Here is a 13,936-nt window from a genome sequence, read left to right on the forward strand (position 1 = left end):
CTGCCCTCGATACGCCCGTACTTGCTTCTGCCGATTGCGAACCGACATCCAACACCTCCGTAATCGGGTGTTGCTTCGACCGGTTGAATACGCCTTATTCAGCAGAGTCCCCATGGCATCGATCCAAGAGTCCGAATACATGCACGCCGACAAGGTTCCATCCTTCACGCGAAGTCAGGGAGATGTTTCAGAACCAGCGTGTTTGGCGGAGCCCTCAACTCTGTTTAGAATCATGACTGACCTGGCAGAGAGTCAACGGCAGGACATCCCGCCCTGATGCCGATAAAGCTGCAGCGGGTTGGTCGCAGCATTCGACGTGACTGCAAGCTTGTCCTATCGTGCAGAAGTAGACGAACCCGCGAATTCGCGGAAGAATTCTGAAGTATACAAGCATTCTTGCGTCTCTACCCGATAGTCAACAATGAAGGCACGAACGCACGACCAGAGCATTCCACGTCCTGAGCCTGCTTGCGACGACTAAGAGAATTTGAGATCCAAATGAGTCTGAACGCAAAAAAAGGCACCGCGAGTCGTCGGCTGCCTTTTCACCTCGGCGAATGCGTTCCTAGCACCTTCGAGGCGGGCGTCGCCCATGTCGCTCTATTCTTCATGGTGTTCAAAGTTCCCGGCCTGAGTCTTTTCCCGGCAGGAGCGGTAGTAGCGCTTTTCCTGCTTTCCGTCGGGCTCTTTCGAGGTACCGTCCAACGGACTAGGGATCTCGGGAAACTTATATCCACATCGCTGCTGGCCGCCATAGTTGGCCTCTTCATGAGATTTCTCCTCACCCACGAGGGTGATTCGCTGAGTTCCGAATTAGAAGTTTTGATGATGGTAGGCTGGGTGACTGCGATGCCTGCCATAGTCGTTGCCGGCGTTTGGTGCTTCGAGCGCGTGGACGTCTATCGGGGATTCGTCCTGCTTTCCGCCGGTGCAGCCACCTCGGCTGCCCTCAAGTCCAACGATCTATCGTGGAAATTTGGAATCGGGCTGTCTCTTACTCTGCTCGCCCTAGCTCTAGCCGCTAGACACGGGTCCTTCTGGACGCGGTTGGTCCTCTCCACTTCTGCAGCCGTGAGTGCTGCCAATGATGCCCGAACCATGGCTCTTATATCCATCACTGTGCTGGCCTGTACGTTCATCGGAAAACGCCGAGTCAAATGGATAAGAATGCATCCGAAGACATCCTTTTTGGGTATTGCAGTGGGATTTGCAATTATGTCGTACGTTATGGTTCAGTCCATGATGTCCGGCTTGTTTGGTCTGGAGATCCAAAGCAGAACGATAGCTCAGACAAGTGGCGGACGGGATCTTTTGACCTCAGGGCGATCCGAGTGGGCCGCTTCCATCGAGTTGTTCAAACAATCTCCGTTTGGCTTTGGTATAGGCGTGACGCCGGGAGATGCCATGCAGTCCGATGCTTTGAGGGCCGTCACTGCCGCCGGAGGCGACTTCACCGCACTCCAGTATTGGACCGTTAATGTTTTCGGCAACCGCCTTGACCTGCATTCGAACACTGTAGATCTATGGGCCCACTTCGGAGTGGGGGGTGTCGCGCTCGCGGCAGTTATGGCCTGGATATTTGTAAAGGCGTTTCCGTTGTGCGTTTCTGCCGTGAGATATCTAGGAGCCGTTCCTCTCTTCGCGGTGATGTCAGCGTCATGGGACCTGCTGTTCAGCCCAATGGCTGACTCCGACCATATCGCATACGCTCTCATTGCTGCTGTAGTGCTGATGTGTTTTGACGGGGTCGGCTGGCCTATGGACACCGTCCACCCACAAATTTTTGGTTCGTCACGCGAATTGAGTTATCCAATGGTCAAAATTGGCAACGACAAGTAACTCACGTTTGGTCCGAAAATGCGGTTACCCGGCTCTACCACGAAGAGCCACGAACCATCCACCCAGGACACATCGAAGCCCGCGGCGGTCTCCGACACGGCCCTGCCGGAGCGGATGACAGCGTCCACGAGCTGGTCCCGCAGCCGGCTGGTGGACCGGGCCCGGCGCGGCACTTGCGGGGTGGATTCGAAAAACGACAGCCGGTCGCACGCGGGTTCTTCGCAGTACCAGCGGTACTTGGACCAGAACATCTCCACCTGCTCGGCGACGGCAATGTCGCGGAGCCGCTGAAGCTGGCGCTCTTTCCGTCGGGAGGAGATGACCCCGCAGCTTGGGCAGCCCGGCGGTTGGTCGGTTTCGATGGTGACCTGCCGCCGCCCGGCGGTGATGGTGGTGGAGATGACGCGGTAGTCGGGCAGGTTGAAGAGGATGGTGGCAGCGTCGGCTGCGACCCCGGTAGGCTCGTTCAAAGGCTCATGGTCCTGTTTCAGGTTGAATGCTAGACACACTCATCCCAGCCAGGCCACGGGCCCTTTTGTCTTCAACGACACGAACTCAAATCCCCACCAACCGCGAAGAGCCCCATAACCCATCACCGGCTCGCCGGCAGCCGCGCGTGAATCAGCGTTTCAAAGGCTGGTGGTCCTGTTCCAGGTTGAATGCTAGACACACTCATCTCAGCAGGGCCAGGGGCCCCTTTGTCTTTCCTCACGAACCGCGAAGAGTCATCAAAGGGCTTTTGTCGTGCTGGCCGTCTGAATAAGGCTTCGCCTTGCATTAGTGCGCTTGCCGGCCAAGCCCAAAGCAACCGCGCAGGACACCGTAATGACGGCATACTGGAAGGCCATGGCCCAAGCGGCCGACCGTAAGCCGCCGACAACAGCCGCCCACACAATTAGAGCGGACGTCGGAACTGTTGCTCCCACGGAGGCCATGAAAAATGATCTCCCCTTCATCATCGACAAAAGGCTTGAAGCTATGGGCACATTGGCGGCAACGAATACCAGTGCGACGGCGCCTGGAATCAGTAAATCCCTGAAACCGACGTACTGCGCCCCAGGTATCAGTTCAATAAGCCAACGGCCTTGCCATGCGGCGACGGCACCGAGAGCGCCAACCCCAACCCCGAGTATGGCCGACGATACGTATGCCTGAGCCTTCGACCAACCTGTCTCCCTTCGGGACACAATGAAGGACAGAAGCGGAGAAGCCAATGCCAGCGTACCGACAATAAGGGGGGAAAGTACCATTTGAGTTGCACGGAACCCCGCAAAATTATTCGCGCCAACTGCCAGAGCGAACAGCGTAAGTGCGGCCTGAATTGAACCATTTCCGAGAACGAACTGAAGGGCAGACCAGCCACTAACCCTCGAGGTAATTCGCACAAACTCAGCCACGGACGTGCCGGACGGGCCCGCAGCTTTGAACTGAAGCCACAAGAAAACGCAGATACCGCACGCTATCGTCAACCAAATCTCGATAGCTTGACGCAAGTCTAATCCTCCAGAACCTACGAGAACGAGGACGAGTCCCGAATTGGCAACCCAGAGGATGTCTCCAACAAAAAGAGCCATCCGCTTCTTGATTGCAACGAGTCCATACCTCAATCCGTCCTGGGCGACTAGAACACCGCCAAGAAGCGGAAGGTAAGTAGGGTACAAGGACGAAAATATACAATGGGCGACGGTCATTATTGCAAAAACACTTACTGCCGTAAGTAGGGTCACATTCACTGCAGCGCGAGATATTCCGGGATGGGTAGGCGAGAATATCAACGATGAATCCCCAATTGAACTACGTTGTAATGACACAGCAAAATATATGAAGGTCAGAACGAGTGCAACCGAACCAAATTGAGTGGCCGACATATTTCGAGATAGCCCAATTCCAATCAAAAGGTTCGAAATGGAACTAAAACCTTGCGATACAGAAAAAAGCGCACTGCCGCTAAAAAAAAAGCGTTTCATTTTTCTAGCCCTCGTACACCCTCGACTAGCGGCCCTGGAAACACGCGCGCGTCATTTGAGTCCAAGTTTATTGACGGGACAACCGGCAGACGGAGAATCTCGCTAAGCGACGTACTGACCGAAAGGACATTTACACTTTGGATCACCTTTACACCTGCCACGTGTTTCAGCTGGCGGACGAATATCGTTGAACCGCCGACCAAGACCCGCGTCCCCATAGCAAGCGCCCGGAGCACAACGCCGCTCGATGCGGAGTACCTGTACAGGGCTACGACGGCATCTGCACCTTCAATTAGCCGATCAAAGTCGTCATCCGTAGCTCGCCCCGGCACGTAGCAAAGGGAAGGAATCTCCCTGGATGCTTGAAGTAACAGAGAATGAATATCGTCGGGTGCCTCACCTACGAAGACTAAAGAAGCGTTCGCCACTCTGCTATGTTGCCAAGCCCTAACTATAGTGTCCACATGTTTTCCTGGGCCCAGCATCCCAATAACTAATAGAACTTGATGATTGGGTGGTACGTACAAGTCATAGGCCCTCCTAGCAGCGGTTTTACCATGTAGATTTCGTACTTCCGTGCCGGATGAATCAAGCACGGGAATCAGCCCAATCCACGTATGCCATCTTGGAGACGTGCCGATCGGCATTTGCAGAACGTAAACTCTGCATTTAGTTACGAAAATTCTCAATATTATCAACATCATTATCTTCGCAGCTAACGTGAGTCGGCCAAATGGCCGCGGCTGCTTTGCCATACGAAAGAGAAATATGTGAACCGGTTTTCCTGAGCTTCGAACTTTCCGCAAATGCCGCAATATAGGGAATAGCGCATCATCTCCAGACGTGAAGATGAGTTGACTGGCGTCACTCGCAATAGAGTCGGGAATCGCATGCCCGTACCATTCCGCGTTCGTTCCAGATTCTGGGACGCGTGGGTGAACAGACATCTGTGAATTAATTCCAAATGAATCGAGCGACTTCCTAAGCCGTTCAAACCAATGCGCATGATGGCCTGTGGCGATACCGGCATTCGGATCCACCACCAGGACTTTTGGTCTTCTTTGAGCTACCATATTCGCGCCAACAGTTCCTATCATTTTCGTCCTACGCCAAGCATTTAATCGCAGATCCCGAGGGAACTCCACACCGTCTGGAAGTCGGCAGCATATCTGTCAGAGGAGTATTGGGTTTCATATGTGATCCTTGCTGCTCTACCCATGCTCGCAGCCTCAGACCTCGTGCAGGAGGAAAGTATGGCCCTAAGTCCATCGCTGTCTCGAGGGGCGAATGTGTGACCAGTAACCCCTTCCTTTACCACTTCATTGAGCCCTCCACTCCTTGAAGCAATAACTGCTCTCGCGTTTCGAAATGCTTCTACTGCTAGGAGGCCGAAACCTTCAGGTGTATCTGACGGGAATATTAGAAAATCGGCTGCAACGAGGTACTGGTCGATATGCTCCACTTCACCTAAAACTTCCACTGTCTCGGGGCTGCCCAAGTCCTTCAGTAAACTGCGCACATCTATGCCGTTCCCGTTCGGAGGCATTCCTCCTAGTATGTGAAGCTGTCCCGGAGGGGGACCATCCACCCAAGCTCGAAGTAAGGTTTCGTATCCCTTTGTGGGGGACCACCGGCTAGCCATAAGAAACGTCAGCGGTCCTGTATTCTCTGCCGCCGAACGAACAACCAACGCGGAATCCGGTACAGAATTCAGAATAACGGTCGAACGCCGCCTTAGATGACGCGGCAAAGCGGACTCGACGGTCCGAGAGATGCATATTCGATCCGACGTTAAGCTGGCAAGAACTGATAGAACTCCGACTTCTCCCCCGGACCACACCTCTTGGACATGGAGAAATACCCGTCGTGCACCCGCTGCTCTGGCGACTGGAGCCGATCCCAAGGATGCTGATGTCGTACAGTAAACAACTGATGGACGCAAACGGGTCATTGCCAACCATGCCGAGAACGCATTTCGCAGGCGTCCGAAAAGTCCCCGCAGAGAGAAATACTGACGACGAAGAACTGGCAACGGCAGTATCCGCCAAGCAAATCCCAGAGAACTGAGTCTTTCAGTCAGAGCAGATCCTTCAGAATCATCTGGTATCCATACGAGCGCTTGATCGCGCATGGCGAGTGGCAGAGTCGCTAGGACTTCAAGCAGCATTCGATCTGAGCCGTATAATTCGTTTGATGAGTGAATAAATAAAAGGGGCTGCCCGATATTAGCTGGACGCATGTTTATCCTTGGAGAATGCTGAGAGGAGGGAATTATAGGACGAACACACTTTTGTCCACGTGTAGACCTTCAGTGCTCGCGATCGAGCCAACTCCGATAACCGGGATTGTTCTTTTGCGTTCGAAATTAGAGCCTCAATCGCGGCCGCAATTGACTTTCCACTCTGCTCAACGAAGTGGCCGCTTCTACCTAGAACCTCCCTGTTGTATGTCGTATCCAAAGCAATAGTAGGTGCGCCGCAGGTCATTGCCTGGACGAGCGCAGGATTAGTTCCGCCTACACTGTGTCCATGAAAATAGACACCACAGTGTTGCCATAATCTGTCCAATAGGTTGTCGTCACTCACATGACCGAGCCAGCGCACTGAGTGCTCACGATCAGCGAAAGCCGCGAGCTTCGCTTCGATTTCCCCCCCATATCCGGCACTTCCAACGATTACAATGTCGTATCTCCCCGCAAGGCTTTCAGCCGCGTCGAGAAAATGTTCAATTGAGTTCTCCGGTACGAGCCGTGCTACCACAAGGATGTATCCGCGACTAGTTAGTCCCAGCGGAACGGGAGTAGCTTCGGGCTGCACACCGCCGTATGGGATGAATATGCCCCGCCGCCCATATTTGTCGTGCCAGAACTGCCCGATGGCCTCCGCATCAACCACAAGCTCATTCGCGAACCAGGCCGTCAGGCGCCCACCGATTCGGAATACCAGCTTGGCTAGCGGGCCCCATTTTTCGCGTTGCCATTCAACGCCGTCAACATTTACGACCGTTGGGATTTGGAATATTCGAAGCAAGGGTAGCCAATAACCATTTGCTACGTTCATTACCAGCGCAACATCCGGCTTCATCCGAATGGTCTTAAGAGTCGCTACCAACCCGAAGCTGAGCGTGCTCAATGACTTGGTTTCGAAGCCGCTTGTGATGACGGAACGAACCCTGGCATCCCTACTTGCATCGTCTTGGATCGCGCCAGCTCTTCCAAATACAGTGACATCCCATCCTTGATCTGCAAGATAGGGTGCCAAATGACGCACCGCAGTTTCGAACCCGCCGTAGAAACTCGGGTAACCCCGCGTACCGATTACTACAACTTTTCTGGACAAACTTCGTGGCTCCTTCAGGGGAATTCGGCGCTTACTGGTGGACAAGCAAACGCTCCGCGATTCTCTGCAAGGCCGGCTTTGAGCCTTCCATCCATCGAAAGTGCCACCCTGCTGATTGTTGCATATCCGTTCGGTTCAACCCACCGATCTCTGCACGCGGCCATTTCCAGCGCCGCCTAGCAAGGATGGTGCCTGGGACAGCGAACATTTTGGGCGGTGCTTAGATATGGTAATCGGCTAACGAAGGGTCTCGGATACTTCCGGCGCGTGTCACCTCGCGCAGGGCGACCGCCGGCACGTTATGGCAAATGTACCAAGTCTAATCTTTGTAGCGCATCCGGTTCGAGATGGTACGACTCGGTACACACCTTCCCTCAAGATGATGACGCTATCGAGGTACCTGTTTTCCCACCGTCCAGCTAACCTAGGGATCCATGCTCCCCATGAACCGCGAGAGCAGGTACTCCCGCTGAGATGAATGGGCACAACACATCCACCTCAGCGAAAGCAACGCGAAAAGTTTCCACAACACAGACACATGCCCAACCCTACGCGCGCTCGAAATTCCCTACGCGGGGCCTTGGTTGAGGGACAGCGCTTGCTGGACCAGCAGAGAGTTGAATGCGCAGTTCTCTATTGCTGGCAGTGACTGATTCTCCCTCCTCCTATCTGGCTGCCATATTCCAACCCTCAACCTGCGGTTCGTCTATCCAAGGAGTACCGGAGGCCGCCAGGGCTGCTATGTCAGCGTCAACCATCAGTCGGGCTAATTCAGGTGTGCGAACTTGTGGCACCCAACCTAGGTCACGTGCTGCAGTACCGGCGTCGCCTACGAGGGCATCGACTTCAGTCGGGCGCAAGTACTGGGGGTCGAAGCGAACGTGCTCGCTCCAATCCAGTCCAGCGTGCGCAAAGGACAGTTCGATGAAATCTTTGACGGTGTAATTATCGCCAGTAGCTAAAATGTAATCCCGCGGCGTGTCTGCCTGAAGCATTCGCCACATACCTTCAACGTACTCGGGTGCATACCCCCAATCGCGAACGGCGTCCAAGTTACCCATGTAGAGAAATTCTTGCTTGCCAGCTAGAATCGCTGCGACGCCACGAGTAATTTTGCGTGTTACGAAGGTTTCTCCGCGGCGAGGGGACTCGTGATTAAACAAGATGCCATTAACCGCGAACATTCCGTAGGCTTCGCGATAGTTCTTCGTGACCCAATATGCATAAACCTTAGCAGCGCCATAAGGCGATCGAGGATAAAACGGCGTCGACTCATTTTGGGGCGGAGGTGTCGCTCCGAACATTTCTGATGAAGAGGCCTGATAATACTTCGAATCAAGGCCAAGCATCCTGACCGCTTCGAGCAGACGTATTGCACCAATTCCAGTAGTGTCCCCAGTATGCTCAGGTTCGTCGAAACTTACGCGAACGTGAGACTGCGCGGCGAGGTTGTAGACCTCATCGGGTCGAATCTCACCGAGAAGTGTGACGAGCCGAGCCCCATCGCTCAAATCCCCATGATGAAGAAATAGCTTAGCGGATGGGTCGTGAGGATCCTGGAAGAGGTGGTCAATACGCCCGGTATTGAACGTTGATGCGCGCCGGATAAGTCCGTGTACTTCGTAGCCCTTGCGCAGGAGTAGTTCAGTTAGGTAGGACCCGTCTTGACCGGTTATTCCCGTTATGAACGCCTTTTTCATATTCTGATCCTTCGTGTTCCTGTTCTTGTTCGTGTTAAGCCAACTTGGATTCCTGCCTCAAATTGGACAGGTCGTGGGAGTGACTCAAGGGGCTTGATTAGGCATGGAAAACGCAGCGTGCAAGATCCCCATGCGTACCGCTGGAAACAAATTACCAATTTCACGGAAAGAAACAGGCGATATATTGGAGCGAGCTTGCACTGCGCACGAAACGCATACTCAAAGACTCCCCCAAGAATTTTCGCAGCAGCTCCAAGAGCTATTTCAAACTGTGTAGCAATGCGCCAGCGAAAAATCCACTTCTATCTATCGATTCGATTCAGTGTATCCCTTAGATAATCAATGGAATCGGGAATGGCATAGTGATGATTTCCAACAAACAACCCATCATGGTGAATTTTATCCGCAGCCGGTAGCCGGTCCGGGACGGAAGCGTTAAGGTGACGCATGACCGGATTTCGAGTAAAATTCCCTGCTACAATCGGGCGCGATTCAATATTCGCTGCAGTTAGTGCACGAACTACTTCCTCACGACGACCAGCCAATTCATTTTCGAGAACGATAGAGAAGCCAAACCAGCTACTAGTCCCGTGTATCTTTTGAATTCTAACATCTGGGTCTCCGGTGAACCTCTGGACGAAGTGAAGTCCATTGCCTTGCCGACCCTCGATGATTTTTGGAAGCTTCCTGAGCTGCTGGCGGCCGAGTGCCCCTGACATCTCAAGGGGCCGCACGTTGTAACCCGGCAGAACAAATCGGAAGGAATCGTCAAAAGAATTTCCAGACTTTGGATAAATCAAGTTGTCGGGGCTCAGTTCCCGAGTCCAACCGTGGGCACGTAGGGAGACCATGGCCTCGTAAGTGTATCGGTCGTCCGTGACAATCATGCCCCCTTCCATCGTGGAAATATGATGCGAGAAGAATGAACTAAATGTCCCGACTATTCCGAATGTGCCAGCGAACTTACCGTCAACGCTGGCACCCATAGACTCGCAGTTATCCTCAATGAGAACAATTCCATTATCACGGCACAATTTGGAAATCTTCGCGAACTCAACGGGGTTCCCGAGGAGGCTAACAGCAAGAATGGCCTTAGTTTGAGGTGTTATTGCCTGCTCAATCGAATTGACGTCTATATTCAGGCTGTCGATATTAATGTCCACAAACTTCAGTTTGAGTCCGAGCTGATGCACGGGATAATATGTGGTTGCCCACGACACGGCTGGAACGATAACTTCATCACCAGGGTTGAGATCAATTGCAGGGTTCAAAATGAGAGCAGCAAGAGCAATGAGATTAGCGCTGCTACCCGAATTCACCATGACGGCAAATTGAGCGCCAAAGTAATTTGCGAATTCGTTTTCGAAAGCAGCAACTTGAGGGCCCATAGTGAACCGGCCCTTTTCGATTACGGATTGCAGGGCACTAAGTTCATCCTCATCCCAAGTGGAAGTTGCTAGAGGATATTCGGACTTGATTGAAGGTAGCATAAATTATCTTCCTAATCGAAGGAGTGTGCTTTTTGTTGAGTCAGAAAGTGGCGGTAGGCAATTTCCATTCCATCAAGAAGGGATGTCTGAGGTGACCAGCCGAATTTCGCCGATATCGTTGAGTCCATTAACTTTTGTTTCATTCCAGTTGGCTTGGTAGAGTCGAACGCAAGCCGACACTCATAGCCGACTACCTTGAGAGCGGTCTGGTAGAAGTCGAGTATTGTGTAGTCCACACCGCAGCCTACATTCATCATGGTAGGCCAAACTTCTGATCTGTGTAGATTCTTTACTAGCCAAGAAGCGATATCGCGTACGTAGGTGAATTCGCGACGGGCGGTTCCATCGCCCCAGACTAGTATTTCTTCCTGTCGTCGTAACTTTGCTTCATGAGCTTTTCGAAGGGTTGCTGCCACCAAATGTCCATGGTCTAGGGAGTAGTCATCAAAGGGCCCGTAGAGGTTGGATGGAATTAGTACTTTATAGTTCGTGCCGTATTCGGAATTAGCGTAACTGCAATACTTCGCTCCCACAATCTTCGACAAAGCATAGCCTTCATTGGTTGGTTCAAGAGGCGCCGCCAAAATATCTTTCTCCTCGAGCGGTTGGCGGTAGTCCCGCGGATACATGCAGGAGCTGCCGAAGTAGATAAGGCGATCGATTCCGAGTGCTTTCGCAGCGCTGAAGACGCTGCTGTCGACTGCGATGTTCTCCGTGAGAAAGGACGTTGGGTGGGCGATATTGGCGGCGATTCCGCCGACCCGAGCTGCGGTGTGGATGATTGCGTCTGCGTCAATGTCCTGGAATAACTTGAGAGTTGCAGCGGAGTCGGAGAGATCTGCGTCGCTCCGCGTTACCGAGACGAGCTCGAATTGCTGCCCTGACGCGTTCCAAGCGGCTTGGATATTCCGGGCCATCATGCCATTGCCGCCAGTAAGAATTACTTTCATTGAGATCCCTTCGAACCACCAGGTCGTACTTGCTCGGATGTATCTCGCGAGTCTGGATATAACGCGCGGCATCTTGGAAACATATTAGTGCCTAGCAGAAAGGTCCGCAGACTCTTAAGTGGCCCTTCACAGGTGGGCATGGTTAGGGTGGTCTACGGCTGGTGGCGTAGCTGCAGCCGCTTGTAGTGCGGCGTGGTGCGGAAGGAATGAGGCCAAGGCCTCTTTGAATTGGTAGCGACCAAGCAAACCAATAATCAAAGAGACCCCGCCATGAATAACTCTATGTCTTGTTCCAATGGCTGGTGATGCAGGCGCCTGGATGCGCTGCTCGGTGTCGAGGGAATTCACGTCAGCTCTTGCACGACGACGGGAAGGGGCCTGGTCCTGGGCGTCGAGTCCGGCCAGCGTATCACCGGTTGTCCGGACTACGGCGTCGTCTCCGTGGGCCACGGACGCCGGCGCGTTCGGCTTCATGAAATCCCGTGTTTCGGCAAGCCCGTGATGCTGCTGTGGGCCAAGTGTGTCTGGCACATGTCGTTGCCGAGCTTGACCAGGTGGAATACATCGACAGACACGCCGGTGCGTGGCAGCCACATCCGCAGGGCCTTGCGGAACGCCGTCGAGGGGTCGATCGCAACGACCTGCACACCCATCCGCCATTCAAGCGGGGGGCGAAGATCCGGACGCCCTCACTGTCGCGGCCGTCCACGATTCCCAGAACTTGGTCGGTATCCAGATCCACGATCGTGGTGATCCATAGTTCGTAGCATTTCCAAGCCTTGGTGGGTGGTGGGAAGAACCGGACCGACCAGTAGCAGTGTTCATCGATCCCAAGCGTCCGCGGTGCCCTCGCGTCAACGTCGTCCTCAGGTTCCAGATGCGAAGCGTCAATTCCTAACCGGCTACACTTTGGGAAGGCTGTCACCGCAGTAAACAAGCACGTAATGATTGGAAGGGTTTCATTGTGGAGTTTAGCGACTACTTGCGCTTATTACGCCGAAATTGGAAGGTCTTGATCGCGTGCACGCTGGTAGGCCTATCCCTCGGAGCGGCCGCGTCGATAGTTCTAAGGCCGACCTACACTGCCAAGACACAGCTATTTGTCGCGATTCAGAGCACGGGCTCGGTCTCAGATCTTCAGCAGGGGAACACCTTCAGCCAGGCACGAGTTCAGTCATATGTCGAAACTGTAGGGACGCCTGCGGTGCTACAGCCAGTAATCGACAGCCTCGGTCTCAAGGAGTCATCTTCAAGTCTCAGCCGCCGGGTAAAAGCAAGCTCGGACCTCAAGACCGTGATTATTTCCGTTAGTGCCTCCGACGAGTCGCCTGTTCAGGCGGCCGCCATAGCGCAGGCCGTCAGCCAAAGTCTAATAGCGGCTATAGACAAACTCGAAAGTCCAACCGATAAGGGTTCCTCCCCGGTCAAACTTTCAGTTGTAACTCCGGCCAGTGCCCCAACTGAACCTTCATCACCCAACATGCTTATGAATCTTGCTATAGGACTGCTCGCTGGACTAGCTTTCGGCGCCGGAGTGGCAGTCTTGCGTGCTACATTCGATACAAAAATCCGTGGAGAAGCGGATCTTCGCCGGGTGACAGAAGCTGCGATTCTTGGTGGCATCTCTTATGATTCTGGCGCACCGAAAAATCCACTGGTTACGCAAATAGCACCCCAGAGTCCACGGGCTGAGTCATTTAGACAGATTCGAACTAACCTTCAATTCGCACACGTGAGTCACAACTCAAAAGCGGTGCTCATAACCTCTTCGCTTCCTGGTGAGGGGAAAACTACAACGGCCGCAAATCTTGCAATCGCCATGGCACAAGCGGGCCAATCTGTACTCCTGGTGGACGCGGACCTTCGTCGGCCCCGCGTCGATGATTATCTAGGTCTGGAACGAAGCGTCGGCCTAACAACCGTACTTTTGGGAATCGCCGACGTGAACGACGTGTTGCAGCCGTGGGGAGAAGACCAACTCTATGTAATGACGTCGGGCCAACTGCCGCCCAACCCGAGCGAACTACTTGGTTCGGAATCCATGAAGGAGTTGGTCCTCAGACTTGAAACGGCTTTCGACGCTGTGGTCATAGATGCTCCGCCAATTTTGCCCGTGACAGATGCTGCCGTCCTCTCCCAGCAAGTAGGTGGAGTGATATTGGTGGTCGGATCATCGAAAGTGAACGCGCAAAACGTACAAAAATCTCTTTCTGCGCTGGCAATGGTGGAGGCCGACCTCCTGGGAGTTGTTTTGAACCTCTTACCTTCTAAGGGACCCGATTCATATGCTTACGGATACCAAAGCTACGAATCCATCCAACACGCTTCCAGGCACGCTGCTCCTCTCTTTACTCAATCAACCGAAACCGAACCGCAACAACGTGAAGTCTCGCCCGACGATGTGCGAACGGCCCGCGTCACGAGACGATGACAAAGCGTTGGATTCCAAGTCGATTTGCTGACCACCTCTCGTTTCGATTCTGAGACGGAGATATCTCGTACTGTGCTAGTTTTCTTCTATCCGACGGGACGGCTAGTGCAACTGCAGCGTGTCCGACCACACGTCTCGAAGGGCACCCCGACCGATAGCGGGGCGTTTGCGACGTAAGAGGCCGGTATCACAGCCCCGAAAGCCAAGGCAGCCACACACGA

11 protein-coding genes are annotated in these 13,936 nt (G+C 53.5%); 2 read left to right on the forward strand and 9 right to left on the reverse strand.

The window, feature by feature from the left end; genetic code table 11:
* Positions 1-498: 498 nt before the first annotated feature.
* Positions 499-1,839 carry a hypothetical protein gene (locus AB0313_RS08815; protein ID WP_366304942.1) on the forward strand — a complete coding sequence of 447 codons (1,341 nt, stop codon included), beginning with the start codon at positions 499-501 and terminating at the stop codon, positions 1,837-1,839.
* Here the strand turns inward: AB0313_RS08815 and AB0313_RS08820 are convergent.
* The 9 genes from AB0313_RS08820 to AB0313_RS08860 form a co-directional block, all read right to left on the reverse strand.
* Positions 1,806-2,309 (reverse strand): hypothetical protein, encoded by a 504-nt coding sequence (locus tag AB0313_RS08820; protein WP_366304944.1) that lies wholly within the window; start codon positions 2,307-2,309, stop codon positions 1,806-1,808. The two genes, AB0313_RS08815 and AB0313_RS08820, sit on opposite strands and share 34 nt — an antisense overlap.
* A 258-nt stretch (positions 2,310-2,567) precedes the next feature.
* On the reverse strand, positions 2,568-3,806 hold the full coding sequence (locus AB0313_RS08825) for a hypothetical protein (RefSeq protein ID WP_366304946.1): 1,239 nt from the start codon (positions 3,804-3,806) through the stop codon (positions 2,568-2,570).
* Positions 3,803-4,903 carry a glycosyltransferase gene (locus AB0313_RS08830; RefSeq protein WP_366304948.1) on the reverse strand — a complete coding sequence of 367 codons (1,101 nt, stop codon included), beginning with the start codon at positions 4,901-4,903 and terminating at the stop codon, positions 3,803-3,805. Before AB0313_RS08830 ends, AB0313_RS08825 begins: the two co-directional genes overlap by 4 nt.
* Before the next feature lie 20 nt (positions 4,904-4,923).
* On the reverse strand, positions 4,924-6,045 hold the full coding sequence (locus AB0313_RS08835) for a glycosyltransferase (RefSeq protein ID WP_366304950.1): 1,122 nt from the start codon (positions 6,043-6,045) through the stop codon (positions 4,924-4,926).
* Positions 6,032-7,144, reverse strand: coding sequence for a glycosyltransferase (locus tag AB0313_RS08840; RefSeq protein WP_366304952.1), 1,113 nt, complete (start codon positions 7,142-7,144; stop codon positions 6,032-6,034). The genes AB0313_RS08835 and AB0313_RS08840 overlap by 14 nt, the downstream gene beginning before the upstream one ends.
* Positions 7,145-7,809: 665 nt before the next feature.
* A complete protein-coding gene (gene gmd, locus AB0313_RS08845) occupies positions 7,810-8,844 on the reverse strand; it encodes a GDP-mannose 4,6-dehydratase (RefSeq protein ID WP_366304954.1) in 1,035 nt (344 codons plus the stop codon).
* Positions 8,845-9,146: 302 nt separating this feature from the next.
* Complete coding sequence (locus AB0313_RS08850; protein ID WP_366304956.1) at positions 9,147-10,334, reverse strand: DegT/DnrJ/EryC1/StrS family aminotransferase; 1,188 nt, start codon at positions 10,332-10,334, stop codon at positions 9,147-9,149.
* A gap of 11 nt (positions 10,335-10,345) precedes the next feature.
* Positions 10,346-11,284 carry an NAD-dependent epimerase/dehydratase family protein gene (locus tag AB0313_RS08855; protein WP_366304958.1) on the reverse strand — a complete coding sequence of 313 codons (939 nt, stop codon included), beginning with the start codon at positions 11,282-11,284 and terminating at the stop codon, positions 10,346-10,348.
* Between the two features lie 470 nt (positions 11,285-11,754).
* The gene (locus AB0313_RS08860; RefSeq protein WP_366304960.1) at positions 11,755-11,931 is read right to left on the reverse strand and encodes a transposase; all 177 of its coding nucleotides are present in this window, start codon (positions 11,929-11,931) and stop codon (positions 11,755-11,757) included.
* A gap of 317 nt (positions 11,932-12,248) precedes the next feature.
* Here AB0313_RS08860 and AB0313_RS08865 point away from each other — a divergent pair, with 317 nt between their 5' ends.
* Positions 12,249-13,715, forward strand: coding sequence for a polysaccharide biosynthesis tyrosine autokinase (locus AB0313_RS08865; protein WP_366304962.1), 1,467 nt, complete (start codon positions 12,249-12,251; stop codon positions 13,713-13,715).
* The last annotated feature ends 221 nt before the right edge of the window (positions 13,716-13,936 follow it).

The organism is Pseudarthrobacter sp. NPDC080039, assembly GCF_040702335.1.
GTDB classification, from domain to species: domain Bacteria; phylum Actinomycetota; class Actinomycetes; order Actinomycetales; family Micrococcaceae; genus Arthrobacter; species Arthrobacter enclensis_A.

Bases quoted from the DNA above. Each gene is read 5' to 3' on its own strand.
- AB0313_RS08815 (WP_366304942.1), top strand. From the start codon at position 499: ATGAGTCTGAACGCAAAAAAAGGCACCGCGAGTCGTCGGCTGCCTTTT.
- AB0313_RS08825 (WP_366304946.1), bottom strand. From the start codon at position 3,806: ATGAAACGCTTTTTTTTTAGCGGCAGTGCGCTTTTTTCTGTATCGCAA.
- AB0313_RS08830 (WP_366304948.1), bottom strand. From the start codon at position 4,903: ATGATAGGAACTGTTGGCGCGAATATGGTAGCTCAAAGAAGACCAAAA.
- AB0313_RS08835 (WP_366304950.1), bottom strand. From the start codon at position 6,045: ATGCGTCCAGCTAATATCGGGCAGCCCCTTTTATTTATTCACTCATCA.
- gmd (WP_366304954.1), bottom strand. From the start codon at position 8,844: ATGAAAAAGGCGTTCATAACGGGAATAACCGGTCAAGACGGGTCCTAC.
- AB0313_RS08850 (WP_366304956.1), bottom strand. From the start codon at position 10,334: ATGCTACCTTCAATCAAGTCCGAATATCCTCTAGCAACTTCCACTTGG.
- AB0313_RS08855 (WP_366304958.1), bottom strand. From the start codon at position 11,284: ATGAAAGTAATTCTTACTGGCGGCAATGGCATGATGGCCCGGAATATC.